The 23,350-nt window shown below is 73.4% G+C and carries 28 protein-coding genes and 1 pseudogene; 11 read left to right on the forward strand and 18 right to left on the reverse strand.

The window, feature by feature from the left end:
• The first annotated feature begins 284 nt into the window (after window positions 1-284).
• From ku to BLV02_RS13700, 3 genes are all read left to right on the forward strand, one after another.
• Window positions 285-1,142 (forward strand): non-homologous end joining protein Ku, encoded by an 858-nt coding sequence (gene ku / locus BLV02_RS13690; protein ID WP_069113447.1) that lies wholly within the window; start codon window positions 285-287, stop codon window positions 1,140-1,142.
• Window positions 1,143-1,177: 35 nt separating this feature from the next.
• On the forward strand, window positions 1,178-1,837 hold the full coding sequence (locus BLV02_RS13695) for a dihydrofolate reductase family protein (protein ID WP_069113446.1): 660 nt from the start codon (window positions 1,178-1,180) through the stop codon (window positions 1,835-1,837).
• 154 nt (window positions 1,838-1,991) lie between these two features.
• Window positions 1,992-2,756: a pentapeptide repeat-containing protein gene (locus BLV02_RS13700; RefSeq protein WP_069113445.1), complete on the forward strand. Its 765-nt coding sequence runs from the start codon at window positions 1,992-1,994 to the stop codon at window positions 2,754-2,756.
• Between the two features lie 606 nt (window positions 2,757-3,362).
• Here BLV02_RS13700 and BLV02_RS13705 read toward each other — a convergent pair.
• The 3 genes from BLV02_RS13705 to BLV02_RS13715 all read right to left on the reverse strand — a co-directional run bounded on the left by BLV02_RS13705 (window position 3,363) and on the right by BLV02_RS13715 (window position 5,607).
• Window positions 3,363-4,562, reverse strand: coding sequence for an RNA polymerase sigma factor (locus BLV02_RS13705; protein ID WP_069113444.1), 1,200 nt, complete (start codon window positions 4,560-4,562; stop codon window positions 3,363-3,365).
• 47 nt (window positions 4,563-4,609) lie between these two features.
• Entirely contained in the window at window positions 4,610-4,966 is a 357-nt protein-coding gene (locus BLV02_RS13710) for a YciI family protein (protein ID WP_069113443.1), read from the reverse strand.
• 83 nt (window positions 4,967-5,049) lie between these two features.
• A complete protein-coding gene (locus BLV02_RS13715) occupies window positions 5,050-5,607 on the reverse strand; it encodes a helix-turn-helix domain-containing protein (protein WP_069113442.1) in 558 nt (185 codons plus the stop codon).
• 70 nt (window positions 5,608-5,677) lie between these two features.
• Here BLV02_RS13715 and BLV02_RS13720 point away from each other — a divergent pair, with 70 nt between their 5' ends.
• Window positions 5,678-6,373 carry an AzlC family ABC transporter permease gene (locus BLV02_RS13720; protein ID WP_069113573.1) on the forward strand — a complete coding sequence of 232 codons (696 nt, stop codon included), beginning with the start codon at window positions 5,678-5,680 and terminating at the stop codon, window positions 6,371-6,373.
• Between the two features lie 2 nt (window positions 6,374-6,375).
• The gene (locus tag BLV02_RS13725) at window positions 6,376-6,696 is read left to right on the forward strand and encodes an AzlD domain-containing protein (protein WP_069113441.1); all 321 of its coding nucleotides are present in this window, start codon (window positions 6,376-6,378) and stop codon (window positions 6,694-6,696) included.
• Here BLV02_RS13725 and BLV02_RS13730 read toward each other — a convergent pair.
• Genes BLV02_RS13730 through BLV02_RS36505 form a run of 4 tightly spaced genes read right to left on the reverse strand, consistent with a single transcriptional unit; the run spans window position 6,673 to window position 8,504 of the window.
• Window positions 6,673-7,236 (reverse strand): TrmH family RNA methyltransferase, encoded by a 564-nt coding sequence (locus BLV02_RS13730; RefSeq protein WP_069113440.1) that lies wholly within the window; start codon window positions 7,234-7,236, stop codon window positions 6,673-6,675. The genes BLV02_RS13725 and BLV02_RS13730 overlap by 24 nt on opposite strands.
• A complete protein-coding gene (locus tag BLV02_RS13735) occupies window positions 7,236-7,853 on the reverse strand; it encodes a class I SAM-dependent methyltransferase (RefSeq protein ID WP_069113439.1) in 618 nt (205 codons plus the stop codon). Before BLV02_RS13735 ends, BLV02_RS13730 begins: the two co-directional genes overlap by 1 nt.
• Window positions 7,854-7,896: 43 nt before the next feature.
• A complete protein-coding gene (locus BLV02_RS36500) occupies window positions 7,897-8,292 on the reverse strand; it encodes a pyridoxamine 5'-phosphate oxidase family protein (protein WP_069113438.1) in 396 nt (131 codons plus the stop codon).
• On the reverse strand, window positions 8,289-8,504 hold the full coding sequence (locus BLV02_RS36505; RefSeq protein ID WP_069113437.1) for a pyridoxamine 5'-phosphate oxidase family protein: 216 nt from the start codon (window positions 8,502-8,504) through the stop codon (window positions 8,289-8,291). Before BLV02_RS36505 ends, BLV02_RS36500 begins: the two co-directional genes overlap by 4 nt.
• A gap of 107 nt (window positions 8,505-8,611) precedes the next feature.
• Here BLV02_RS36505 and BLV02_RS13750 point away from each other — a divergent pair, with 107 nt between their 5' ends.
• Together BLV02_RS13750 and BLV02_RS13755 are read left to right on the forward strand one after the other, a co-directional pair.
• Entirely contained in the window at window positions 8,612-9,253 is a 642-nt protein-coding gene (locus BLV02_RS13750; protein WP_069113436.1) for a LysE family transporter, read from the forward strand.
• Between the two features lie 10 nt (window positions 9,254-9,263).
• On the forward strand, window positions 9,264-9,788 hold the full coding sequence (locus BLV02_RS13755) for a GNAT family N-acetyltransferase (RefSeq protein ID WP_069113435.1): 525 nt from the start codon (window positions 9,264-9,266) through the stop codon (window positions 9,786-9,788).
• Here the strand turns inward: BLV02_RS13755 and BLV02_RS13760 are convergent.
• From BLV02_RS13760 to metG, 3 genes are read right to left on the reverse strand one after another with little or no spacing between them, the layout of a single operon-like run.
• A complete protein-coding gene (locus BLV02_RS13760; protein ID WP_069113434.1) occupies window positions 9,778-11,262 on the reverse strand; it encodes a cation:proton antiporter domain-containing protein in 1,485 nt (494 codons plus the stop codon). The two genes, BLV02_RS13755 and BLV02_RS13760, sit on opposite strands and share 11 nt — an antisense overlap.
• A 5-nt stretch (window positions 11,263-11,267) precedes the next feature.
• A complete protein-coding gene (locus tag BLV02_RS13765; RefSeq protein ID WP_069113433.1) occupies window positions 11,268-11,495 on the reverse strand; it encodes a cation:proton antiporter regulatory subunit in 228 nt (75 codons plus the stop codon).
• A 36-nt stretch (window positions 11,496-11,531) separates the two neighbouring features.
• A complete protein-coding gene (metG, locus tag BLV02_RS13770; protein ID WP_069113432.1) occupies window positions 11,532-13,001 on the reverse strand; it encodes a methionine--tRNA ligase in 1,470 nt (489 codons plus the stop codon).
• A 364-nt stretch (window positions 13,002-13,365) separates the two neighbouring features.
• Between metG and BLV02_RS38020 the strand changes: the two genes are divergently transcribed.
• Together BLV02_RS38020 and BLV02_RS38550 are read left to right on the forward strand one after the other, a co-directional pair.
• Window positions 13,366-13,497 (forward strand): hypothetical protein, encoded by a 132-nt coding sequence (locus BLV02_RS38020; RefSeq protein WP_281243384.1) that lies wholly within the window; start codon window positions 13,366-13,368, stop codon window positions 13,495-13,497.
• A pseudogene (locus BLV02_RS38550) lies at window positions 13,494-14,166 on the forward strand (SDR family NAD(P)-dependent oxidoreductase). Before BLV02_RS38020 ends, BLV02_RS38550 begins: the two are co-directional and overlap by 4 nt.
• Window positions 14,167-14,172: 6 nt before the next feature.
• Here BLV02_RS38550 and BLV02_RS13780 read toward each other — a convergent pair.
• The 7 genes from BLV02_RS13780 to BLV02_RS13810 all read right to left on the reverse strand — a co-directional run bounded on the left by BLV02_RS13780 (window position 14,173) and on the right by BLV02_RS13810 (window position 20,769).
• The gene (locus BLV02_RS13780; protein ID WP_069113430.1) at window positions 14,173-15,618 is read right to left on the reverse strand and encodes an HAD-IG family 5'-nucleotidase; all 1,446 of its coding nucleotides are present in this window, start codon (window positions 15,616-15,618) and stop codon (window positions 14,173-14,175) included.
• 9 nt (window positions 15,619-15,627) lie between these two features.
• Window positions 15,628-16,026 (reverse strand): rhodanese-like domain-containing protein, encoded by a 399-nt coding sequence (locus BLV02_RS13785; RefSeq protein ID WP_069113429.1) that lies wholly within the window; start codon window positions 16,024-16,026, stop codon window positions 15,628-15,630.
• A complete protein-coding gene (locus tag BLV02_RS13790) occupies window positions 16,023-16,505 on the reverse strand; it encodes a cysteine dioxygenase (protein WP_069113428.1) in 483 nt (160 codons plus the stop codon). The genes BLV02_RS13785 and BLV02_RS13790 overlap by 4 nt, the downstream gene beginning before the upstream one ends.
• Before the next feature lie 118 nt (window positions 16,506-16,623).
• Window positions 16,624-17,472: a carbohydrate ABC transporter permease gene (locus BLV02_RS13795; RefSeq protein WP_069113427.1), complete on the reverse strand. Its 849-nt coding sequence runs from the start codon at window positions 17,470-17,472 to the stop codon at window positions 16,624-16,626.
• Complete coding sequence (locus tag BLV02_RS13800; RefSeq protein WP_069113572.1) at window positions 17,469-18,395, reverse strand: carbohydrate ABC transporter permease; 927 nt, start codon at window positions 18,393-18,395, stop codon at window positions 17,469-17,471. The genes BLV02_RS13795 and BLV02_RS13800 overlap by 4 nt, the downstream gene beginning before the upstream one ends.
• Before the next feature lie 17 nt (window positions 18,396-18,412).
• Complete coding sequence (locus tag BLV02_RS13805) at window positions 18,413-19,771, reverse strand: ABC transporter substrate-binding protein (protein WP_069113426.1); 1,359 nt, start codon at window positions 19,769-19,771, stop codon at window positions 18,413-18,415.
• A complete protein-coding gene (locus BLV02_RS13810) occupies window positions 19,768-20,769 on the reverse strand; it encodes a zinc-dependent alcohol dehydrogenase family protein (protein ID WP_069113425.1) in 1,002 nt (333 codons plus the stop codon). The genes BLV02_RS13805 and BLV02_RS13810 overlap by 4 nt, the downstream gene beginning before the upstream one ends.
• A gap of 97 nt (window positions 20,770-20,866) precedes the next feature.
• On the opposite strand from BLV02_RS13810, the gene BLV02_RS13815 reads away from it, so the two are divergent.
• Window positions 20,867-21,859, forward strand: a complete 993-nt coding sequence (locus tag BLV02_RS13815) for a sugar-binding transcriptional regulator (protein WP_069113424.1) — start codon at window positions 20,867-20,869, stop codon at window positions 21,857-21,859.
• 38 nt (window positions 21,860-21,897) lie between these two features.
• Window positions 21,898-23,103, forward strand: a complete 1,206-nt coding sequence (locus tag BLV02_RS13820; protein ID WP_069113423.1) for an endonuclease/exonuclease/phosphatase family protein — start codon at window positions 21,898-21,900, stop codon at window positions 23,101-23,103.
• On the opposite strand, the gene BLV02_RS13825 is transcribed toward BLV02_RS13820, so the two are convergent.
• Window positions 23,100-23,342 (reverse strand): hypothetical protein, encoded by a 243-nt coding sequence (locus BLV02_RS13825; RefSeq protein WP_141711735.1) that lies wholly within the window; start codon window positions 23,340-23,342, stop codon window positions 23,100-23,102. The genes BLV02_RS13820 and BLV02_RS13825 overlap by 4 nt on opposite strands.
• Between the last annotated feature and the right edge of the window lie 8 nt (window positions 23,343-23,350).

Here is a 23,350-nt window from a genome sequence, read left to right on the forward strand (position 1 = left end):
AGCGCCATCGGCGCCTTCGACGGGCGGCTTCGGCTGCCGACGCGACGAGGCCGATGAGCATGGCGGCCACCCGGACGCGAGTGGTTTGGTTCGCGCGCGTCGTCCGCCCGCTGGCCCGCACCAGCGCGTTGACGTGCGCCGGCGCCCGGTGGCGGCGCGGCCGCCAGGGGCCGGTCCAGCCTGGCGCGGGTGTCCGGGTGCGGCCGCTCGTCCGCGGCTGTCGTTCGATCGGTGACCTCCGGTGCCGTGCATGTCCTGCGCCGGCGCCGGGTACGGGGCTGGTCATGGCACGGTCGATCTGGAGTGGTTTCCTCAGCTTCGGGCTGGTGTCGATCCCGGTGCGCCTGTACTCCGCGACGCAGGAGCACGAGGTCGACTTCCACCAGTTCGAACGGGGCACGGCCGACCGCATCCGGTACAAGCGGGTCAACGAGCGCACCGGCGACGAGGTCGAGTACGACGACATCGTCAAGGGCCACGACGTCGGCGGCGGCGACTACGTCATCGTCGAGCGGGACGAGCTGGACGAGATCGCGCCGGGGCGGTCGCGGTCGCTGGACATCGACCAGTTCGTCGAACTGGCCGAGATCGACCCGGTCCACTTCCAGAAGAGCTACTACCTCGGCCCCAGCGACGACGAGACCGCCGCGTCGTACGCGCTGCTGCGCACGGCGCTGGACCGCACCGGCCGGGCCGCCGTGGGCACGTTCGTCATGCGCGGCAAGGAGTACCTGGCCTGCGTGCGGGTGTCGGGACCGGTCCTCGTGCTCGAGACGATGTTCTTCGCCGACGAGATCCGTGACCCGGTGGCGGAGCTCGGCGACCTGCCGAAGGCGGTGTCGAAGGGCAAGCAGCTCGACATGGCCGTCGACCTCGTCGAGGCGATGACGGAGGACTGGAAGCCCGGGCGGTTCCACGACACCTACACCGAGAGGGTCGAGGACCTGGTCGACGCCAAGCGCGAGGGCAAGGAGGTGGTCGCCGAGCGAGCGCCGGCCGCGACCGGCGCGACGGACCTGCTCACGGCGCTGCAGGACAGCGTCGCCGCGGCCAAGAAGCAGCGGCCGGCGGGGAAGAAGAAGGCCTCGGCGAAGAAGTCGTCCGCACGCAAGAAGACGTCGCGAAAGAAGAGCGCCGCCTGATGTCGAACGCCGGGCCCTGACTCCGACCTACGAGCATGACCACGACCCAGAAGCTCCGCGTCCACACGTTCTCGGTGTCCGTCGACGGCTATGGCGCCGGCCCGGGGCAGAGCCCCCGCGACCCGCTCGGCGCCGGTGGTGAACGGCTGCACGACTGGGTGGTAGGCACCCGGACGTTCCACGGGATGACCGGCGAGCCGGGCGGCAGCACCGGCGTCGACGACGAGTTCGCGCAGCACCTGTGGCGCAACGTCGGCGCCTCGATCATGGGCCGCAACATGTTCGGCCCGGTCCGCGGGCCGTGGCCGGACGACGCCTGGACGGGGTGGTGGGGGCCGAACCCGCCGTACCACCACCCCGTGTTCGTGCTCACCCACCATCCGCGTGCCTCCGTCCAGATGGAGGGCGGCACCACGTTCCACTTCGTCACCGACGGCATCGAGGCGGCCCGGGAGCGGGCGCTCGACGCGGCGGACGGGCGGGACGTGATCGTGGCGGGCGGCGCGGCGACGATCCGGCAGTACCTGCGGGCGGGGCTGATCGACGAGCTGGAGATCGCCATCGCGCCGGTGTTGCTGGGCCGCGGCGAGCGGCTGTTCGACGACGGCGTGGGCGTGCCGGGCTACACCTGCACCGGCTTCACCGCCGGCGAGAACGCCGTGCACGCGCGGTTCGAACCGGCCACTGCGTCGTGAGACCGGGCGGTGACGTCGCAAGGCTGGGCGGCTGCGTCGCGAGGCCGCCGGGCAGCGCGGAACCGGGCGCGGCCTGACCGGTGCGGCCGCATCGCCGGGCGCTACGCGGGGCCTCGCGCGGTCGGCGAGCCGGTCCCGCTCGTATGCTTCGGACGTGCTCGAACTGCGCGCCGACTGCGCCCGCTGCACCGGGCTGTGCTGCGTCGGTCCGGCGCTGACCCGCTCGGCCGACTTCGCCATCGACAAGCCGGCGGGGGAGCCGTGCCCCAATCTGCGCGACGACTTCCGCTGCGGCATCCACACCGAGCTGCGGCCGCGCGGATTCCCCGGCTGCACGGTGTATGACTGCTTCGGCGCTGGTCAGCAGGTCGTGCAGGTGACGTTCGGCGGCGCGATGTGGCGGTCGTCGGCGTCGGCGCGGGCGGAGCAGCTGGCCGCGTTCGCCGTCCTGCGGCCGCTGCACGAACTGCTCTGGCACCTCGACGCGGCCCGTGGCATCGCGGCGGCGGCGCGGCTGCGCCCGGCGCTGGACGAGCAGGCGGCCCGGGCCGAACGGCTCGCGGGCGCGCCCGCCGCCGACCTCGCCACCGTCGACATCGCCGCCCTGCGCGCCGACGCGGACGTGCTGCTGCGCGAGGCGTCCCGGCTGGCCCGGGCCGGCACACCGGGCCGTGACCTGCGCGGCGCCGACCTGATGGGACGGAAGCTGCGCGGCGCGGACCTCACCGGCGCGGACCTGCGCGGGGCGACGCTCGACCGGGCGGACGTGATCGGCGCCGACCTCCGGGCGGCGGACGTGCGGGGCGCCGACCTGTCGGGCGCGCTGTTCCTCACCCAGCCGCAGGCCAACGCCGCCATCGGCGACGCCACGACCCTGCTGCCGTCCGGCCTGGACCGGCCGCCGCACTGGACGGCCTGAGCCGGCGCGCAGGATCGGCGACGGCGCGAGCGGTCAGCGACGGCGCGATCCGGCGCGATCCGGGTGCCGCCCGGGAGGGGGACGGCACCCGGACCGGCCCGCCGGTGGCTCGGTCTCTTCAACTGCGACGGGGCGCGCCGGCGCGCGGTTCCGCCAGCCGCCGACCGAGGGCGCGCCGCCCGCCGCCATGACGAGGGCGGCCGGCCGACGCAGCGATGAGGGGGTGCCGCCCGGCGCAGCGACGAGGGGGCGCCGCCAGCCGCCGCGACGAGCAGTGTCCGCGCCACGACTCGACGCCGGCGCGACGATGGGCGCCACCAGCCGTCCGGCGGGACCGGCTTGGCGCCGCCAGCCGGCCGCCCGCCGCACGACAAGGGCGCCGGAGCGGTGGGCGGCGGCGCAAGGGGCGGGGCGGAGCGGCATGGGCCGGGGCGGAGCGGCATGGGCCGGGGCGGAGCGGCATGGGCCGGGGCGGAGCGGCAAGGGTCAGGGCGGAGCGGCAAGGGTCAGGGCGGAGCGGCAAGGGTCAGGGCGGAGCGGCATGGGCCGGGGCGGAGCGGCATGGGCCGGGGCGGAACGGCAAGGGCGAGGGCGGAACGGCAAGGGTCAGGGCGGCGGCGTCCGGCTCAGCCGGTCCTGCAGGAACTCCTGCTCGGCGGCGTTGTCACTGAGCGCCAGCGCCGCCCGGTAGGCCGCGGCCGCCTCGGCGTGCCGGCCCAGCCGGGTCAGCAGGTCGGCCTTGGTGGCCGGCAGGTACCGGTACCCGGCGAGCCGCCCGTCCGACTCCAACGTCTCGACCTCGGCCAGCGCCGCCTCGGGCCCGTCCACCATCGACACCGCGACGGCACGGTTGAGGGCGACGACGGGGGAGGACCAGCGGCGCAGCAGCTCGTCGTAGAGGGTGAGGATCTGCGGCCAGTCGGTCTCGGCGTAGCTGGGTGCCTGCGCGTGCAGCGCCGCGATGGCCGCCTGCAGCGTGAACCGTCCCGGCGGGCCGGCCCGGAGGGCGCCGACGACGAGGCGGTCGGCGTCGGCGATGAGCGCGGCGTCCCACGCCGACCGGTCCTGCTCCTCGAGCCGCAGCAGCCGCCCGTCGGCGTCGGTGCGGGTGGCGCGGCGGGCCTGGTGCACGAGCAGCAGGGCCAGCAGCCCGTCGGTCTCCGGCTCGGACGGCAGCAGCGGCGGCAGCATGCGGGCGAGGTCGAGGGCCCGGCCGGTCAGCTCGTCGCGGACGAGGTCGGCGCCGGAGTGCGCGGTGTGCCCGGTGGCGTAGAGCAGGTGGATCACCGTCAGGACGGCGTCGACACGGACCGGCAGGTCGCGTGCGGCCGGGACGGCGTACGGGATGCGGGCCGCGGCGATCTTCTTCTTCGCGCGGGTGATGCGCGCGGCCATCGTCGCTTCGGCGACGAGGAACGCGTGCGCGATGTCGGGGGTGCTCACGCCGCAGACCAGCCGCAGCGTCAGCGCGACCTGCGCCTCCTGCGACAGCGCCGGGTGGCAGCAGGTGAAGATCAGCCGGAGCCGGTCGTCCGGAATCGCCGCGGAGTCGTCGGGCAACGCGGCGGCCTCGACGCCCGGGACGTCGTCGACGTCCATCAGCAGCAGCGGCAGCTTCGCCCGCAGCGTGCGCTGCCGCCGCAGGTTGTTCAGCGCGGTCCGCCGCGCGACCGTCGTCAGCCAGGCGCCGGGCCGGGCCGGGACGCCGTCGCGGCCCCACCGGGTCAGCGCCTGGACGTAGGCGTCCTGGACGGCCTCCTCGGCGGCGTCGAGGTCGCGGGTGACGCGCACCGTCGCGGCGAGCACGAAGGCCCACTCGCGGCGGTGCGCGTCGGCGACCGCGGACTCGACGGTCAGGACGTCAGCCCGGAGAAGTCGAGCGCCACCAGCGGCCGCACCTCGACGCCGCCGCTGACGATGGGCGTCATGCGGGCCAGCTCGATGGCGTGGTCGAGGTCGCGCGCCTCGATGACGAAGACGCCGGCCAGCGCCTCCTTGGTCTCGATGAACGGGCCGTCGGTGACGAGGTCGCCGCGGATCGTCGTGGCGGTGGCGCTGGGCTCGAGCGCGATGCCGCCCAGTTCCTTGCCGCCCTTGTCGCGGATGCGGCCGGGCAGCGCGCCGTGCGCCTCCAGGACCTCCGGCGGCAGGTCGGGCGCCTGGCCGCCTTCCGCCTCGCGCTCGAAGATGAGAATCGCGTACTGGGCCATGTGGATCTTCCTTCCGATGAGTGCTGACACCTCCCCGACACGCGGCCGGCGGGCGAATCGACAGCCTGGACGGAGAAATCTACTCAGTGGTGTTCGGAGACGAGGACGGCGACGGTGCCGGGCTCGAGCGCGCGGAACACGTGCGAGAGGTCGCCGGGGTAGCTGACGTAGTCGCCGGGAGCCAGCTCGACCGGGTCGTCGGTGAGCCCGACCAGCGCCCGGCCGGCGCTCAGCACGACGTGCTCGACGACGCCGGGCATGTGCGGGTCGGACACGCGCGGCTCGCCCGGCTGGGCGGTGACGAGGTAGAGGTCGCGGCGGGCGTTCGGCGGTCCGGCCGACAGGACGGTGGCGACGTAGTCGGCCCGCTCGGACGCGAAGCCCGGGCCCTCGCCCTTGCGGATGACCTGCACCCGCGGCCGCGGCGGCTCGACCAGCTGGGCGAACGGGACGTCCAGCGCGACGCCGAGCGCCCACAGGGTCTCGACGCTGGGGTTGCCGGCGCCGGACTCGAGCTGCGACAGCGTCGACTTCGCGATGCCGGCGCGCCGGGCCAGCTCGCCCAGCGACAGGCCGGCGCGGCGCCGCTCCCGTTGCAGGGACGCGGCGATGACGGCGAGCGGTGCGCCGGGCTGACTCATCGGATCGTTCGCTCCATCGGTCGATCGTTCGTGTTGACGAACGGGGTCATCGTCGTTCAGTGTAGTGGCCATGCGTTCGATCCACCGAACACTACGCGCCGATCGGGCGCTGGCGCGGGACATCGCGCTCGTGTGTGTCGCCGACGCGGTGGTGGGGCTCTCGTTCGGCGCCATCACCGTCGGCGAAGGGCTGCCGGTGTGGCTGCCCATGCTGCTGTCCGTCGTGGTGTTCGCGGGGGCGTCGCAGTTCATGTTCGTCGGACTGGTCGCGTCGGGCGGCAACCCGGTCGCCGCGGTGCTGGCCGGGCTGCTGGTGAACGTCCGCCACGTCGTGTTCGGCTTCACCGTCGGCGACGTGGTCGGCCGCGGCTGGCAGCGGCTCGCGGGCAGCCACGTCATGGTCGACGAGTCGGTCGCGTTCGCGCTGGCCCAGCCCGGCGGCGAGCGGCGGCGGGCGGCCTACTGGGGGTGCGGCGTCGCGCTGTTCGCGTGCTGGAACGTCGGCGTGGTGGCCGGCGCGTCGATCGGGACGGTGGTCAGCGACCCGGCCGCGCTCGGGCTGGACGCCGCGTTCCCGGCCGTGCTGCTGGCGCTGGTGCTGCCGGCGCTGCGGGACCGGACGACGGCGCTGGCGGCGGGCACCGGAGTGGCGATCGCCCTGGCCACGGCGCCGTTCCTGCAGGCCGGGCTGCCGGTGCTGCTGGCGCTGGCCGGTGTCGTCGTGGCGCTGGCGCGGCCGCGGCGCAGCGAGGAGGTGGCGGCATGACGATGTCGACGACGGCGCTGGTCGCGGCCGTGGTCGTGCTGGGCGTGGGGACGTTCGCGTTCCGCTATGCCGGGCCGGCGCTGCGCGACCGGGTGACGCTGCCGCCGCGCGCGGAGCAGCTGCTGGCGACGGCGGCGATCGTGCTGCTGGCGGCGCTGGTCGCGACGGCGGCGATGCTGGACGGCCGCGAGTTCGACAGCGTCGCCCGGCCGGCCGGCGTGCTGGTCGGGGCGGTGCTGGCCTGGCGGCGGGCCCCGTTCGTCGTCGTGGTGCTGGCCGCCGCGGGGACGGCCGCCGTGCTACGCCTCGTCGGCGTCCCCTGAGTCCAGGACGGGGACCCCGGCGCCCCACGCCTGCCTGCGCACCTCGTAGCAGGCGACGGCGGTGGCGACGGCTACGTTGAGCGACCCGACGCGGCCGGTCTGCGGCACGTAGCCGGCGGCGTCGCACAGGCTCAGCGCCGTCGCGGACAGCCCGCGGTCCTCGTTGCCGATGATCAGGCAGACGTCGCGGCGCAGATCCAGCGCGGCCAGCGGCTGCGCCTCGTCGGCCAGCTCCAGCCCGACGACGAGGTAGCCGTCGGCGCGCGCCGCCTGCACAGCCGTCTTCACGTCCTCGTGCGTGCTGAACGACAGGTAGCGGCCGGTGCCGAGCGCGGTCTTCTGCACCTTGGGCGAGTTCGGGGCGGGGGTGCGGCCGACGACGTACAGCTCGCTGACGCTGAGCGCCGCGGCCGTCCGCATGATCGACCCCACGTTGAACGGCGACTGCACGTCCTCGAGCAGCAACGACAGCCGGAAGGAGTCCTTGCGCCGCCACGACCGGTGCAGTCGCTTCAGTTCCGTTCCGCCGAGCTGTCGCACTACTGCTCCGATCGCAGGGGTTGGACCTCGAGCACCCGGTAGCCGATGCGCGACACCAGCCGCCGGGTCGGGTAGCCGGCCTCGGCCAGCCACTTCGCCAGGGAGTCGGCGCCGAGGTTGCGCTGCACGACCAGGTACGCGGCGCCGCCGGGCAGCAGCCGCGGCAGCCAGCGCAGCAGGAGGTCGTGCAGGGCCGCCTTGCCGACCCGGATCGGCGGGTTCGAGTAGATCGCCGCGAACCGCACGTCCTCGGGCACGTCGTCGGGCAGCGCCGCCCGCACCCCGCCCAGCCCGGCCGCGGCGGCGTTCTCGCGCACCAGCTCCAGCGCCCGCTCGTTGACGTCGACCGCCCAGACGCGGCGGCGCTTCAGCCGGTGCGCCATGGCCAGCGCGATGGGGCCGTAGCCGGCGCCGAGGTCGAGGAGGTCGCCGCGGATCGGGGGGAGCGGCGCGTTCTCCAGCAGCACCCGGGTGCCGGGGTCGAGCTGCCGGAACGAGAACACGCCGGTGTCGGTGAGCAGCCGCAGCCGCACCTCCGGCAGCACGACGTCGATGGTCCGCCTCGAGCTGGCCACGCCGGGCTCGCTCGCGTAGTAGTGCTCGGGCGGTTCGGGCAAGGGTCGGCCTCCATCGAACGGACGGGATGGCACTCAGGGTAGGTCACGGGAGGACGTACCGGCGCGCCCACTCGCCGCCGTCGCGGTCGAACCGGACCCGGGTGGCCACACCGGCGTCGGCGGGCAGCCACCACGCCTCGACGCGGTCCGGGCGCAGCGCGTAGGCCACCCACGACGGCGGCGGCTCGGCGGGGTCGCGGCGCAGCTGCCGGTCGAACGCCGCGCGCACCTCGTCCGGGCCGGTCAGGGCCCGTCCGCCGAGCTCCTCGTACACCCAGGCCACCGCCCGCAGGTTCGGCGACCGCTGCGCGTACAGGCCGCGTGCCTCGTCGGGCGGCAGTTCGGTGACGGGCCCATGCAGCGTCACCTGCCGGAGCAGCGCCGGCCAGTGGAAGACGGCGGCGGCGCGCGGGTTCGCCGCGAGGTCGGCCGTCTTCACCGACGGGCGCGCGACGTGGTGAAGCGCACCGACGCGTCGTCGACGGCGACGGCGAGCACCGTCCGCGCGTGCGGGGCGCCGTCGGCCGAGGCCGTCGCCAGGGTGAAGGCGCGCGGGTCGCCCGCGGCGGCCGCGTCCGCCATCCAGTCCGCGAGCAGCGCCAGCGGCCGCCCGGAAACTCCGTTGAGCGCGGCGTCGTCGTTTGCCATCATCAGCCCATGATCTCGACTCCCGGTGTCCGCTCGCTGCCCCTCGTCGCCCGCGTCGCGGTGACGAAGCAGCAGCCGCGGCCGGGCTGGAGGCGCTGCCCGCTCGCGCCATGACCGCCGCCGTCGTCGCGGGGTTGCTGGCCGGCTACGGCATCGCGATCCCGGTCGGGGCCGTCGGCGCCTACCTGGTGGCCCTCACAGCGCGCACCTCGCTCACGGTGGGCGCGGGCGCGGCGCTGGGCATCGCGGCCGTCGACGGCGGCTACGCGGTCGCCGCGGTGCTCGGCGGGGCCGCGCTGGCCGGCGCCATCGAGCCGTACGCCACGCCACTGCGCTGGGCGTCGGCCGCCGTGCTGCTGGTCATGGCCGTCGCGGGGACGGTCGCCGCGGTACGGCGGCACCGGGCCGCGCCCAGCGTCGCGGACCCCGACGACGGCCGCGCCGACCGGGTCACGCCGGTCGCCGCGTTCCTGCGCTTCGCCGGCATCACCGTGATCAACCCGATGACCGTCGTCTACTTCGCCGCCCTGGTCATCGGCAGCGGCGCACAGCTGGCCGGGGGCGCCGAGGCGGTCGTGTTCGTCGCCGCCGCGTTCGCCGCGTCGGCCAGCTGGCAACTGCTGCTGGCCGGCGGGGGAGCGCTGCTCGGACGGTACGTGACGGGCCCGCGCGGCCGGTTGATGACGGCGTTCGTGTCCAGCGCCGTGATCCTGGTGCTGGCCGTGCGCATGGTCGTCACGGGCGGCGAGTAACCTCGCATCGGTGAGGGACGCCGGGCACGCGACGCTCGTGACGGACCGGCTGCTGCTCCGGCGGCCGCAACCCGGCGACGTCGACGTCATCTTCGACATCTATCGCGACCCGCGGACCAGCGAGCACAACCCGTCCAACCTGCTGCGCGACCGCGGCGGCGCGGAGAACCTGTACCAGAGCTGGGACGAGCACTGGCGCAGCGCGGGGTTCGGCTACTGGACGGTGCTGCCGCACGGCTCCGACCGGCCGGTCGGGTTCTGCGGGCTCAAGTACATGTGGTTCCACGACGACCAGGTGACGAACCTGTTCTACGGCTTCGACCCGGCGTGGTGGGGGCGCGGGCTGGCCGCCGAGGCCGCCCGCGCCGCCGTCGGGTGGGCCGCGAAGCACCTGCCCGGCGTGGCCGTCGTCGCCCGGATCCGGCCGGACAACCACGCGTCGCAACGGGTGGCCGTCCGGGCCGGGTTGAACCGGGCCGAGCACCTCGACGGGCTCGGCTTCGACGGGCTGGAGTGGGTCTACGTCACGACGTAGTCCGCGACCGTCCCAGCGGCTCGCGCACCAGGATCTCGTCGACGTAGCAGTACTGCCAGTCCGCGCCCGGCTCCAGCGACTGGATGACGGGGTGGTGCTCGTCCTGGTAGTGCGCCCGCGAGTGCCGGGCGGGGGAGTCGTCGCAGCAGGCCACCAGGCCGCACTTCATGCACAGCCGCAGCTGCACCCAGGTGCCGCCTTCGTCGACGCACTGCTGGCAGACGTCGACGTCGGTCTCGGTGATCTCCATCTGGTCCTGGTGGATGCAGGACGTGCTCATGGTCTCGGCGCGGACGTACTGCCAGCGCGAGCGCAGCAGCCGGTCCGGTACGCACCAGGTGAAGTGCTTCGACTGCGCCGCCAGCAGCGGCGCCGCGATGGCCAGCACCAGCACGTACAGCGCGACGAACGGGCCCATGCGCTCGTCCAGCCCGGCCGCGATGGCCAGCGTCGCCAGGATCAGCGAGAACTCGCCGCGGCCCAGCACCGTCAGCCCGATGTTCGTGGCCGCCCGCTGGTTGAACCCGAACAACCGGGCCGTGACGATGCCGGCCGTCATGTTCGTCACCAGCGTGACGACAGCCGCGATGGCCACCGGCAGCGCGACGGCGCCGAGGTCGTTGACGTCGATGGTCAGCCCGAACGACACGAAGAAGATCGCCGCGAACACGTCGCGCAGCGGCAGCACCAGCTGCTCGACCCGCTCCTTCAACGTCGTCCGCGACACCACCAGGCCGATCATCAGCGCGCCGATCGCCTCGGACACGCCCACCTCGAGCGCGATGCCGGCCACCAGCACGACCAGCCCCACCATGAGGATCGCCAGCAGCTCGTCCTCGCGGCTGTCGAGGAGCAGCGAGATGGCCCGCGCACCCCACCTGGCCAGCGCGAACAGCAGCACCAGGAACCCGAAGCTGACCAGCAGGTCGACGACGAAGTCGGCGGTCGAGCCCGAGTCGTTCAGCACCGGCGACAGCAGCGCCAGGTAGAACGCGAGGAACATGTCCTCGATGACGATGATGCCGAGGATGATCGGCGTCTCGGCGTTCGTCAGCCGGCGCAGCTCGATCAGCAGTTTCGTCGCGATGGCCGACGACGAGATGCCCAGCGCGCCGGCGATCACCAGCGCCTCGGACGTCCCCCAGCCCAGCGCGAAGCCGAGCGCCAGGCCGGCGCTGACGTTGAGCCCGATGTAGACGCCCGCCGCGATGAACAGCCGCCTCCCGCTGCCCAGCACCTGCTCGGCGGGGAACTCGACGCCCAGGTGGAACAGCAGCAGCACGAGGCCGAGGGACGCCAGCAGCGCGAGGTCCTCGGGGTGCTCGACCAGCACCGGACCGGGCGTGCCCGGGCCGAGCAGGATGCCGACCAGCATGTAGCAGGGCACCGTCGGGAACCCGTAGCGGCGGCCGAACCGGGCCAGCAGCCCGGCGAGCAGGACGATGCCGCCCAGGCCGATGAGGTCCGCGTGCACCGGCCCTAACCCTCGAAGAACGTGCCCGTGAGCACGGCGCCGAGCTTCAGCGCCTGCTCCCGGGTCAGCTCGAGGACGGCGGTCGGCTCGTCGCCCTTGCCGGCGAAGACGTAGAGGTCGCGGATGTTGCCCTGCCGCACGACGACGGACACGCGCTGCGTCGCGCTGCCGAGGTCGATGTCGTAGCGCTTGCCGATGCCCGGCAGCTCCTGCATGTGCACGCCCTGGCCCATGATGCGTCCCTTCTCCGCGGCGAACAGTGACTGAGTTTAGGGTCGGCGAAGCCGGAGAAACGAGGGCTCGGGGTGCCCGACCCGTTCGCCCTCGGCGAGTTGCGCCCGCAGCCGGGCCGCGCCGCCGGGCACGAACGGCTCCAACTCCGCGGCGACGACCCGGCAGGCGTGCACCAGCGTGGCCAGGACGGTGTCGGCGCCGGCCCGGCGCTCCCACGGCCGCTCGGCCTCGATCGTCCGGTTCGCGAGGTCGACGACGGCGACCAGTGCGGCCGTCGCGGCGCGCAGGTCGAAACCGTCCAGCGCCCGGTCGACGGCGGCCGGCAGCGCGTCGGCGGCGTCGGCGAGGGCGCCGGTGCCGGGCGGGCCGACGACCCCGCCGGTGCGCCGGTGAACCAGCGTGAGCGTCCGCTGCACCAGGTTGCCCAGCCCGTTGGCCAGCTCGAGGTCGTGCCGCGCGACCAGCCGCTGCTCGGTGAAGTCGGTGTCGCCGGTGCGCGGCACCTCGCGGACGAACCACCAGCGCAGCGCGTCGGTGCCGTACCGCGCGACCAGGGCGGACGGGTCGGCGGTGGCGCCGCCGCTCTTGGCCAGCTTGACGCCGTCCGCCGTCAGGTAGTCGTGCACGAGGATCGCGGTCGGCAGCGGCAGCCCGGCCGCGAGCAGCTGGGCCAGCCAGTAGACCGCGTGGAAGCGCACGATGCCCTTGCCGATGACGTGCACGCGATCGGCCGATCCCGTCCACCAGTCGCGGTACGCGTCGTCGCCGGCGCCGCCGTAACCGAGCGCCGTCACGTAGTTGGCCAGCGCGTCCCACCAGACGTAGACGACCTGGCCCGGGTCGCCGGGGACCGGGATGCCCCAGCCGCCGGCCCGCTCGGCCGGGCGCGACACGCTGACGTCGCGCAGGCCGGCGCGGACGAACGCGAGCACCTCGGCGCGCTTGGCCGCCGGCTCGACGCGGACGGCGCCGGACTCCAGCACGCGCAGCAGCTCGTCCTGGTACCGGGACAGCCGGAAGAACCAGTTCTCCTCGTTCACCTCCTCGGGCTCGACCCCGTGCTCCGGGCAGACGCCGTCCACCAGCTCGGCGGCGGTGTAGAACTGCTCGCAGCCGGCGCAGTACCGGCCGGTGTAGGTGCGCCGGTAGAAGTCGCCGCGGGCGGCGCAGCGCTCCCAGAGCCGGTGCACGCCGGGCCGATGCCGCGGGTCGGTGCTGGTCCGGATGACGTCGTCGACCGACAGCGCCAGCGGCTCGTGCAGCGCGACGAAGCCGGCCGCGTTGGCGTCGACGAACTGCCTCGTCGGCACGCCCGCCGCCCGCGCCGCGACGACGTTCTTCAGCGCGTTGTCGTCGGTGCCGGTGAGGAACCGGACCGGCTGCCCGCGTCGTCGCCGGTGCCGGGCGAGCACGTCGGCCTGGACCAGTTCGAGCGCGTGGCCGAGGTGCGGCGCGCCGTTGACGTACGGGATGGACGTGGTGACGTAGAAGCGGCTGGTGGTCATGGCGATCTCCTCCGCCCTGCGCGGCGGGGGAGTGCCGACCTGCCGAAGCCCCCGCTGAGCAGGGGCTTCGTGGTGTGGTGTCAGCGCACGCCGATGAGCCCCGCGGAGGGGCGCATGGTCGGCAGCGTGCGCTGGTTCATGCCGCCGATGGTACGCGCGACCCGCGCCGCAGCCCAGCGACTAGCCATGACAATCAGGTGATGGCGCGTGTCAAGACAGGTATGTCCATCTTTGAACGGCATTCTGTGCGTCTTGAAATGGCTATTCGAGCGACACGCAAGCAAAGATTTGTTGTTTCTCGTTGCGCAACCACAATCGCTGCCTAGACTCACAGTCAAGAACGCGGGGTCGTCCGGACAAGAGCTTGGCCCCGCTGTTCGCCACCGAAGGTCTTCATCAAAGGAGCACGATCATGGACGCACTCTCCGGCATCCTCGACAGCATCGTCGCGCTGGTCAACCAGCTTCTGGGGACCGTGACCGGCCTGCTCGGCTGAGAACCGGGGCACGTAAGCCCTTCTCCATCCGGTGGGCGCTTGGCGGCTCCCCACCAACCGTCCGCGTATGCCTCTGGAATTCTCCAGGCATACGCGGACGGTCTTTTTCTGGGAAAACATCCGGCGCGATGTCCGGATTAAACCATTTGCAGTGCGGCCGTCGTTCGGAAAAGCTTGACCGCGTGATCGATACCGGATTGAGCGGAAAGGTCGTTCTCGTCACCCGCCCCGACGCGCCCGCCGCCGTCGTCGGCGCGGTCGAGGAGCGGCTCGGGCCGGTCGAGGTGCTGGTCAACAACGCCGCGCACGCCGAGTACCCGGACGAGACCACGGCACTGACGTTCGGCGGTGGTGAACCTCTCCACCGACGCCGCGCAGGAGTTCCCCGGCCAGGTGGCGTACGGCGGTTCCAAGGCCGCGCTCGAGGCGTTCACCCGCGCGGCGGCCATCGAGCTGGGCCCGTCCGGGGTGCGGGTCAACGCGGTGGCGCCGGGCCCGGTGCAGACCGGCTGGATGTCCGGCGAGCTGATCGAACAGCTGCTGCCGCGGCTGGCGCTGGGCCGCGTCGGCGAGCCGTCCGACATCGCCGACGCGGTGGTCTTCCTCGCCTCCCACCAGGCCCGCTGGCTCACCGGCCAGGTCATCAAGGTCAGCGGCGGGCACCACTGAGCGGGGCTACTCCGGGGCGATCTCGCGTGGCATGAGGTCGTGCGGCAACGACGTCCGCGCCGCCCGCAGGAACGCGAACGGCGTGCGCTGGCCGAGGTTGGCCACCCGCGACGTGTAGATGTCGGCGTACTTCTCGACCTGCCGGGCGAACAGGCTCTTGTCGTTGCCGGCCCGCATCATCGGGCCCCAGGTGGGGTTGCCGAGCTCGGCGGCGGCCCGGGCCAGCGGCGCGACCCGCTCGTCCAGCGCGCGCAGGGCCTCGCGCAGCGACTCGACCGCCTCGCGCGAGCCCCGGGACGGGCCGGACCCGGCCGGGCCGGTCGCGGCCGGGTCGCCCGGGCGCAGCAGCGCCATGCGGGCCTGCGCCAGCCGGTCCTCCAGCACCGCCTTCTCCGCCATCAGCCGCCGCAGCGAGGCCTCGTCGGCGGCGAACGCCTGCGCGGCCTCGATCTCGGCCTCCAGCTCGCGCATGATCAGCGCGGTGCGCCAGCGCAGCGCCGACTTGGTGACGTGGACGTCGCCGAAGAGGTGGTCTCCGACGTAGAGGATCTCGGCGCCGGTGAGGCCGAGGCTCTGCTCGACCTGCCGGGCGCAGCCGCCGTGGTAGACCTCGCCGGTCTTCAGCGGCCCCCAGTGCGGCTGCAGCAGCCCGCGCTCGGCGTCGACGACCCGGAACACCGGCTCGACCTCGGAGAAGAACCGCGGCTTCGCGGCCGCCACGACGACGAAGTCGAACAGGTCGCGCCACGACCCGGACGGCACGTGCCGGTCGAACGCGTAGCTCATCATCGCCTTCGTGTACGACCAGTCGCTGTTCGTGATCAGCAGCAGCCGCTTCCCGGCCAGCCGCTGGTCGATCAGCGTCTGCGCGGTGGACGGGTCGACGTCGCAGAAGCGGTCCGGGTCGGCGACGATCTCGGCCTTCAGGGCACCGGTGGTGTGCGACTCGTCGAGCGCCGCCGACACGATGCGGTACAGCTCGTCGTAGCCGAGCGGGCCGGGGATGGTGCCGTCGTCGAGGCGGTCGACGAACTGGGCGTAGAGCGCCGACTCGGAGATCGTGAACAGCGTGTTCATGAACCGGAAGCGCGGGTTGTTGAGGTCGACGGTGACGCCGTTGTAGGTGGTGCGCAGCTCGTCGAAGGACAGCTGCCGGGTGCCGTGCTGGGCCTGGATGACGTAGCCGAACCGGGTGGCCTTGACGAGGTTGCCGAGGTCGAGGTCGATGACCAGCCCCTGCAGGTACCGGTCGGGCTCGAACGCCAGCCCGGCGACGGGGTAGTCGCCGGCCGCGAGCACCCGGGTGGCGTGCTCGAAGGCCGTGCGCTCCCACGCGTCGGTGCGGTAGTGGATGAGCGTGTAGTCCATGTCGTAGCCGATGGCCTGCACCGAGCGCAGGTTCAGCGTGCGGTTGGCGTAGACACCGCGTTCCAGCCCGTCCGGAGGCGTCATGCCCCGAGCCTAGGGTGTGGCGGCCCGTCCCTTGACCGGAAGGCCCGCCGCGGCCCACGCGTGGAAGCCGCCGGCCAGGTCTGTCGCGTTGACCAGCCCGAGGTCGCGCAGCGACGCGGCGGCGAGGCTGGACGCGTACCCCTCGTTGCAGAACACGATGACGGTGCGCCGCGGGTCGTCGGCCTGCTCGACCCGGTGCGGGCTGGTCGGGTCCAGCCGCCACTCCAGCACGTTGCGCTCGACCACCAGCGCGCCCGGGATGGCGCCGAACCGCGCCCGGTCCGCGGCGGGACGGGTGTCGACCAGCAGTGCCCGCTCGTAGGTGACGGCGTGCGCGGCCTGCTCCGGGGTGAGCCGGACGATGCGCGCGCGGGCCGCGTCCAGCAGTGCCTCGACGCGCGGGCTCATCGGGCCGGCTCCGGCTCGTCGGTGAGGACGGTCCGCACCCGCCGCAGCGCGCCGGCGCCGTCGACCTCGTAGTAGCCCATCGCGGTGAGCGGCGGCGAGTACGCGTGCACCGTCACCGCCGGCTCGGGCTGGGTGTTGACGACGTCGTGCACGTGGCCGACCGGGAACCCGATGCCCCGGCCGCCGCGCAGCCGGCGCTCGCGCAGCCCGGACGTCCCGGTCCAGAACCGCTCGGTGACGACGCCGGACACGACGGTCAGCGCGCCGAGCGACCCGGCGTGGTCGTGCAGTTCGGTGGACTGTTCCTGCGTCCAGCTGATCAGCCAGACGTCGGTGTACGGGTCGCTGGACAGCCGCAGCGACCACCGGTCGTCGGCGTCGAAGTGGACGGGGTGCCGGCCGGCCCGCACCTCGGCGGCGACGGTGCGGGTCAGGTCGACGAGGTCGCGCAGCGGGACGGGCGTGGGTGCGATGGTCATGGCTGGACTCCGGTGGGCGTGCGGAAGGTGGTGGGGGACCGGAGGTCAGCAACAGCAGCGCATGCGGACGATAATCCCCAGTGACCTACTAGGAATCAAGCGCTGTCCGCATGGTGGACTACTTGATCGCGCCCATCGACAGCCCGCGGACGAGCTGCTTCTGCGCCACCCACCCGGCCAGCACCACCGGCAGCGAGGCCAGCGTCGCCGCCGCGGCCAGCTGCGCCCAGTACAGGCCCTCGCTGGTCATGAAGCCGACGAGGAACAGCGGCACCGTCGCGGCCTGCGACGCGGTGAGGTTGACGGAGAAGAAGAACTCGTTCCACGAGAAGATCACGCAGATCAGCGTCGTCGCCGCCAGTCCGGGCGCCACCATGGGCAGCATGACGCGCAGCAGCGTCTGCCGCAGCGACGCGCCGTCGACCGAGGCCGCCTCGAGCACCTCGGCCGGGATCTCCTGCAGGAACGAGCGCATCATCCACACCGCGATCGGCAGGTTCATCGCCGTGTACAGCACGACCAGCGTCCACACGTTGTCCAGCGCGCCGACGCGCCCGGCGATGACGTAGATCGGCACGATCACCGCCACGACCGGCAGCATCTTCGTCGAGATGAAGAAGAACAGCACGTCCTGCGTCTTCTTCACCGGCCGGATCGCCAGCGCGTACGCCGCCGGCACCGCCAGCAGCAGCACCAGCAGCGTCGACACCGTCGTCGCGAACAGCGAGTTGAGGAAGTACGGCCAGGCGCCGGCGTCGAACAGCGCGCGGAACTGCTCCAGCGTCGGGGTGAAGAAGAGGCTCGGCGGGTCGGTGTACGCGTCGGCCTCGTGCTTGAACGCGGTGATCACCATCCAGAGCACCGGGAAGAAGAAGACGATCCCGATGATCCAGGTCAGGACGGTGAGCAGGCCGGCGGAGCGGCGGCGGGGCGGGGCTCCAGGTCCGGCGGCGGTGACGGTGGTCATCGGTCCTCCTGCGCGAACGAGCGGAACAGCAGCCGCAGCGCGAGCGTCGCGACGACGATGGTGCCGATGACGACGACCACGCCCATGGCCGCCGCCTGGCCGACGTCGAAGCCGAGGAACGCCCGCTGGTAGATGTAGAAGGGCAGGTTGGCGCTGGCGGTGCCGGGACCGCCCTGCGTCATGATGTAGATCTGGTCGAACGTGTTGACCACGTAGATCGCGCCCAGCAGCACGCCCAGCTCGATGTAGCGGCGCAGGTGCGGCAGCGTGATCGAGCGGAACGTCCGGGCCGCGCCGGCACCGTCGACCTGCGCGGCCTCCAGCACGTCGCGGCCCTGGCTCTGCAGCCCGGCCAGCACCAGCAGCGCCATGAACGGCGTCCACTGCCACACCAGGGCGGCGACGACAGACACCAGCGGCGCGGAGCTGGTCCAGTCGTAGTCGCCCGCGCCGAACGGCGACAGCACGAAGTTCACGATGCCGAACAGCGGGTCCAGCATCGTCGTCTTCCACACCAGCGCGCCGGCCACCGGCATGATGAGGAAGGGCGTGATGATCAGCGTCCGCACCACCGACCGGCCGACGAACCGGCGGTCCAGCAGCAGCGCCAGCCCGACGCCCAGCAGCATCGAGACGATCACGCAGCCGCCGGTGATGACGATGGTGTTGAGGGCGGCCTGGCGGAACACCCGGTCGGCGAAGACGTCGACGTAGTTGGACAGCCCGACGAACCGCTCGGAGCCCGGCCGGACCAGGTTCCACGAGTTCAGCGAGTACCAGAGCGTGACGAGGAACGGGATCTGCGTCACGACGATGGCGAAGACCAGCGCGGGCAGCAGCGGCGCCCGCCGCCGCCAGCCCTCGCGGCGAGCGGAGTGGACGGGCGCGCGCGCCGGGGCGGCCGGTCGCGGCGGGACGGCGATGGTGGCGACGTCGGTGCTCACGAGTCCTCCTCCTGGTACGACTCGCCGACGGTCTCGGCGTAGCGCTGCGCCTGGTCCAGCGCCTCGTCGACGCTGATCTGGCCGGCGATGGCGGCGGAGATCTGCTGGCCGACGCGGGTGCCGAGGTCCTGGAACTCCGGGATGGCGAGGAACTGGATGCCGTCGTAGGGGACCGGGGTGGTCATGGTGTGGTCCTGGTCGGCGACCTCCATCGACGACAGCGTGGGCTCGGCGAACGCGGCCGCGACCTCGGCGTACTCGGGGATCTCGTAGGTGGACGTGCGGCTGCCCGGCGGCACCCGCTCCCAGCCCAGTTCCTCGGCGACGAGGTGCGGGTAGTCCTTGTCGGTCATCCAGGCGATGAAGTCCCACGCCTCGTCCGGGTGGTCCGACGACGACGGGATGCCCAGCGACCACGTGTACAGCCAGCCGCTGGCGTCGGTCTCGACGACCGGCGCGGGTGCGTAGCCGTTGTGGCCGGCGGTGACGGAGTCGTCGGGGCTCTCGACCACGTTGACCATCGACGTCGCGTCGTACCACATGGCCGCCTGGCCCTGGCCGTAGCGCGTCGCGCAGTCGGCGAACCCGCTGGTGGCGGCGCCGGCCTGGCCGTGCTCGCGCACGAGGTCGACGTAGAACTCGACCGCCTCGCGGACCTCGGGGGAGTCCAGCCGGGCGTTCCAGTCCTCGTCGAACCACTGGCCGCCGAACGTGTTGATGACGGTGTTCAGCGGCGCCAGGTTCTCGCCCCAGCCGGCCAGCCCGCGCAGGCAGATGCCGTTCATGCCGGGGTTGGCCTGCTCGATGGCGGCGGCGAGCTCGCGCACCTCGGGCCAGGTCGGCCGCTCCGGCATGGTGAGCCCGGCCGCGTCGAACAGGTCCTGCCGGTACACCAGGAACGACGACTCGCCGTAGAACGGGACGGAGTACATGTCGCCCTCGTAGGACAGCGACTCGCGGACCGGGGCGATGAAGTCCTCGGTGTCGTAGTCGCCGGTGGCGTCGGCGTAGGGCTGGAGGTCGACAAGCCAGCCGTTCTCGGCCCACATGGCGGTCTCGTAGTTGCTGACCATGATGACGTCGAACTCGCCGCCGCCGGTGGCCACCGACGCGGTGATCTTCGCCCGCGACTCGTTCTCCGGCAGCGAGACGAAGTCTACGTCGACGCCGGGGTGGGCGGCGCGGAAGTCGTCGGCCAGCGCGATGGCGTCGGTCATCTGCGGGTTCGACACCACGGCGACGACGATGGTGGTGCCCGAGCCGGATCCGGACGTCAGCGCGCCGGCGCCGGCGCAGGCGCTCAGCAGCACCAGCGAGCCGCCCGCGGCGGCCAGCCGCAGCGTCCGCCGGCTCATGCCGCGCCGCCCGGCGTCACCTGGGCCTTGATTGTCGCGCCGGAGCGCACGAGGTCGAGCAGCGCGGGGAACTCGTCCAGCCCGGCCGTGTGCGAGACCAGCGGTTCCGTGCGCACCTGCCCGGACGCGACCAGCTCGACGGCGTCGCCGAAGCTGTGCAGCACCGCCATCGACCCGACGACGGTGATCTCGTCGTTGTAGATGCGGAACGGCGACAGCGCGAGCCGCGCCTCGGCCGTCGCGACGCCGAACACCTGCAGCCGGCCGCCGCGGTCGAGCGCGCCGAACGCCGCCTCCAGCGCGGGCACCGCGCCGGTGACGTCGACGGCGGCGTCGAAGCGCTGCGTCGGCAGCTCCGGCACCGACGTCGCGACCTCGGCCGCGCCCAGCTCGGTGGCCAGCGGCAGCTTGCCCGCCGCGAGGTCGACGACGCTGACCCGTGCGCCGGCCGCGACCAGCAGCTGCGTCATGATCAGGCCCATCGTGCCGGCGCCGAGCACGAGCACCCGCTCGCCCGGCTCCGCGCCGAGGCGGCGCAGGCCGTGCACGGCGCACGACACCGGCTCGATCAGCGCGCCCTGCGCGAACGTCAGCCCGTCCGGCAGCCGGTAGCAGGACGCCGCCGGGACTTTGACGTACTCGGCGAACGCGCCGTCGACGGTGTCGCCGACGGCGCCCCAGTTCTCGCACAGGTTGCCGCGGCCGCGCCGGCACTGGCGGCAGTACCCGCAGAACAGCGACGGGTCGACGGCGACGCGGTCGCCCACGGCGACGCCGGTCGCGACGCCGGAGCCGACCTCGGCGACGACGCCGGCGAACTCGTGCCCCGGGACCAGGGGATAGGGGCTGGGCGGGAACTCGCCCGCCGCGATGTGCAGGTCGGTGCCGCACAGCCCGCAGGCGCCGACCGCGACGACGACGTCGCCGGGTCCGGGGACCGGGTCGGGCACGTCGCGGACGGTGATCTCGCCCGGCTTCTCGATGACGACGGCGCGCATGCAGCCTCCTTGCCTCGCTCATATGAGCGAATTAGGCGCTCATATGTGTATGATGAAGGTTGTATCGCGGTCACCTGGAACGGTCAAGGGGGTTGTCATGCCACGCAGGGGCAGGCCGCCGGCCGGCGGCGGCCCGGCCACCAGCCCGTCCGAGCTCGTGCTCGCGGGCGCCGTGGCCCGCCGGCACTACGTCGACGGCCGGTCGAAGGTCGAGATCGCCGACGAGTTCGGGCTGTCCCGGTTCCAGGTCGCACGCATCCTCACCGAGGCGCGGGCGCGCGGCTGGGTCAAGGTCGAGATCACCCTGCCCGGCCACCTCGACGACGAGCTGTCCATGGCCCTGCGCGACGCCACCGGCGTGCGCGACGCCGTGGTCGTCGAGGCGCCGGCGCAGCCCGAGACCGCCACCCGCGACGAGCTGGCCGCCATGGTCGCCGAACTGGTCGCCGACACCGTCCGGCCCGGCCAGGTGCTGGGGCTGACCTGGAGCCGCACCATCGAGGCGATGTCGCGGCGGCTGCACCGGCTGGCGCCGTGCACGGTCGTCCAGCTGGCCGGGTCGATGTCGGTCGAGGGCTCGTCCGCCGGCACCGTCGAGGTGGTGCGGTCGGTGGCGGCCGCGGCCGGCGGCGAGGCGCTGCCCATCTACGCGCCGCTGGTGGTCGACGACGCCGCGACGGCGGCCGGGCTGCGCCGTCAGCGCGAGATCGCCCGCGCTCTGGACCGGTCGAGGACGCTCGACGTCGCCGTCGTGTCGGTCGGCAGCTGGGGGCCGGGCCTGTCGACGGTGTGGGACGCCGTCACCGCGGCCGAGCGGGCCGAGGCGCTGCAACGCGGCGCCGTGGGCGAGTCCGGCGCGCGGCTGTTCGACGCCGACGGGCGCGACGTCACCGGCGGCTTCGACGAGCGGATCGTCGGCGTGCCGCTGCAGGCGCTGCGCGACACCCCGGTCGTCATCGCCACCGCCTACGGCGCGCGGCGGGCCGAGGCCGCCCTCGCGGCGGTCCGCGGCGGCTTCGTCACGACGCTCGTCACCGACGCCGCGCTGGCCCGCCGGCTGCTCGAGCTCGCCGCCCCGTCATCGTCGTGACGCCTGGTGTTCGCCCGGCGGGTCTAGGGTGTGTCGCCATGCGCACCTCGATCCGTGCCGTCGCGGTGACGGCGGCCCTGACCACCGCCGCGGCGGTGCTGGCCGCGGCGCCGGCGAGCGCCGACCGGCCCGGCGCCGCCGAGCTCCGTGTCGCCACCTACAACCTGAGCCTGAACCGCGCCGCCGAGGGCGAGCTGGAGGACGACCTGTCCACCGGCGCCGACCCCCAGGCGCGGGCCGTCGCCGAGGTCATCCAGCGGACCCGGCCCGACATCGTCCTGCTGAACGAGTTCGACTACGTCGAGGGCGGCGTCGCGGCCGACCTCTTCCGCGCCAACTACCTGGAGACCGGCCAGGGCGGCGCCGACCCGATCGAGTACCCGTACGCCTACGTCGCGCCGTCCAACACCGGCATCCCCAGCGGCTTCGACCTCAACAACGACGGGACCGTCGGCGGCGGCGACGACGCCTTCGGGTTCGGGCTGTTCCCCGGCCAGTACGGCATGGCCGTGCTGTCGAGGTATCCGATCCTCGAGGACGACGTCCGCACGTTCCAGAACTTCCGCTGGAAGGACCTGCCCGGGTCGCTGCTGCCCACGGACTTCTACTCGCCCGAGGAGCAGGCGGTCCTCCGGCTGTCCAGCAAGTCGCACTGGGACGTGCCGGTGCGGGTGGGCGGCCGCACGGTGCACGTGCTGGTATCGCACCCGACGCCGCCGACGTTCGACGGCCCCGAGGACCGCAACGGCCGGCGCAACCACGACGAGATCCGCTTCTGGGCCGAGTACGTCGGACCCGGCCGGGCCGGCTGGATCTACGACGACGAGGGCCGGCGCGGCGGGCTGAAACCGGGCTCGGCGTTCGTCGTGCTCGGCGACCAGAACAGCGACCCCGTCGACGGCGACTCCGTGCCCGGCGCCATCCAGCAGCTGCTGGACCACCCCCGCATCGTCGACCCGCTGCCCACGTCGGCCGGCGCCCCCGAGGCGGCCGTCCTGCAGGGCGGCGCCAACGCGTCGCACGGCGGCGACCCGCGCTACGACACCGCCGACTTCGCCGACACCGCGCCGGGCAACCTGCGCGCCGACTACGTGCTGCCGTCGCGCCAGCTCCGCCCGGTGGACGCGGGCGTGTTCTGGCCGGTCCGCTCCGACCCGCTGTCCCGGCTGACCGGCGAGTTCCCGTTCCCGACCAGCGACCACCGCCTCGTCTGGGTGGACGTCCGGGTGCCGGGGGGTCGCTAGAACTTCCGGCGCAGCCGTTCCACCGCGACGAGCAGCCCGCCGGCCGCGAGGCCGATCGGCACCGCGACGGCCGCGTGCACCAGCCAGGCGCCGGACCGCGACGGCCCGCCCCAGGCGCCGTCGTAGGGGCCGGGGTCGACGAGGCCGTAGAACGGGCCGCGCGCGATCACGAGCGCGATCATGGCGATGAGCAGCAGCTGGACCACCCGGAGGCCGCCGCGCAGGGGTGCGGTCGTCATGTCCCGGA

Origin of the sequence: Jiangella alba, from assembly GCF_900106035.1 — a bacterium.
GTDB lineage: Bacteria > Actinomycetota > Actinomycetes > Jiangellales > Jiangellaceae > Jiangella > Jiangella alba.

Coding starts and splice junctions, on each gene's coding strand:
- ku (WP_069113447.1), top strand. CDS start 285: ATGGCACGGTCGATCTGGAGTGGTTTCCTCAGCTTCGGGCTGGTGTCG.
- BLV02_RS13810 (WP_069113425.1), bottom strand. CDS start 20,769: ATGCGCGCCGTCGTCATCGAGAAGCCGGGCGAGATCACCGTCCGCGAC.
- BLV02_RS13805 (WP_069113426.1), bottom strand. CDS start 19,771: ATGAGCCGGCGGACGCTGCGGCTGGCCGCCGCGGGCGGCTCGCTGGTG.
- BLV02_RS13715 (WP_069113442.1), bottom strand. CDS start 5,607: ATGAGTCAGCCCGGCGCACCGCTCGCCGTCATCGCCGCGTCCCTGCAA.
- BLV02_RS13695 (WP_069113446.1), top strand. CDS start 1,178: ATGACCACGACCCAGAAGCTCCGCGTCCACACGTTCTCGGTGTCCGTC.
- BLV02_RS13750 (WP_069113436.1), top strand. CDS start 8,612: ATGACCGCCGCCGTCGTCGCGGGGTTGCTGGCCGGCTACGGCATCGCG.
- BLV02_RS13720 (WP_069113573.1), top strand. CDS start 5,678: ATGCGTTCGATCCACCGAACACTACGCGCCGATCGGGCGCTGGCGCGG.
- BLV02_RS13795 (WP_069113427.1), bottom strand. CDS start 17,472: ATGACCACCGTCACCGCCGCCGGACCTGGAGCCCCGCCCCGCCGCCGC.
- BLV02_RS36505 (WP_069113437.1), bottom strand. CDS start 8,504: ATGATGGCAAACGACGACGCCGCGCTCAACGGAGTTTCCGGGCGGCCG.
- BLV02_RS13825 (WP_141711735.1), bottom strand. CDS start 23,342: ATGACGACCGCACCCCTGCGCGGCGGCCTCCGGGTGGTCCAGCTGCTG.
- BLV02_RS13725 (WP_069113441.1), top strand. CDS start 6,376: ATGTCGACGACGGCGCTGGTCGCGGCCGTGGTCGTGCTGGGCGTGGGG.
- BLV02_RS13765 (WP_069113433.1), bottom strand. CDS start 11,495: ATGGGCCAGGGCGTGCACATGCAGGAGCTGCCGGGCATCGGCAAGCGC.
- BLV02_RS13710 (WP_069113443.1), bottom strand. CDS start 4,966: ATGGCCCAGTACGCGATTCTCATCTTCGAGCGCGAGGCGGAAGGCGGC.
- BLV02_RS13820 (WP_069113423.1), top strand. CDS start 21,898: ATGCGCACCTCGATCCGTGCCGTCGCGGTGACGGCGGCCCTGACCACC.
- BLV02_RS13815 (WP_069113424.1), top strand. CDS start 20,867: ATGCCACGCAGGGGCAGGCCGCCGGCCGGCGGCGGCCCGGCCACCAGC.
- metG (WP_069113432.1), bottom strand. CDS start 13,001: ATGACCACCAGCCGCTTCTACGTCACCACGTCCATCCCGTACGTCAAC.
- BLV02_RS13780 (WP_069113430.1), bottom strand. CDS start 15,618: ATGACGCCTCCGGACGGGCTGGAACGCGGTGTCTACGCCAACCGCACG.
- BLV02_RS13790 (WP_069113428.1), bottom strand. CDS start 16,505: ATGACCATCGCACCCACGCCCGTCCCGCTGCGCGACCTCGTCGACCTG.
- BLV02_RS13785 (WP_069113429.1), bottom strand. CDS start 16,026: ATGAGCCCGCGCGTCGAGGCACTGCTGGACGCGGCCCGCGCGCGCATC.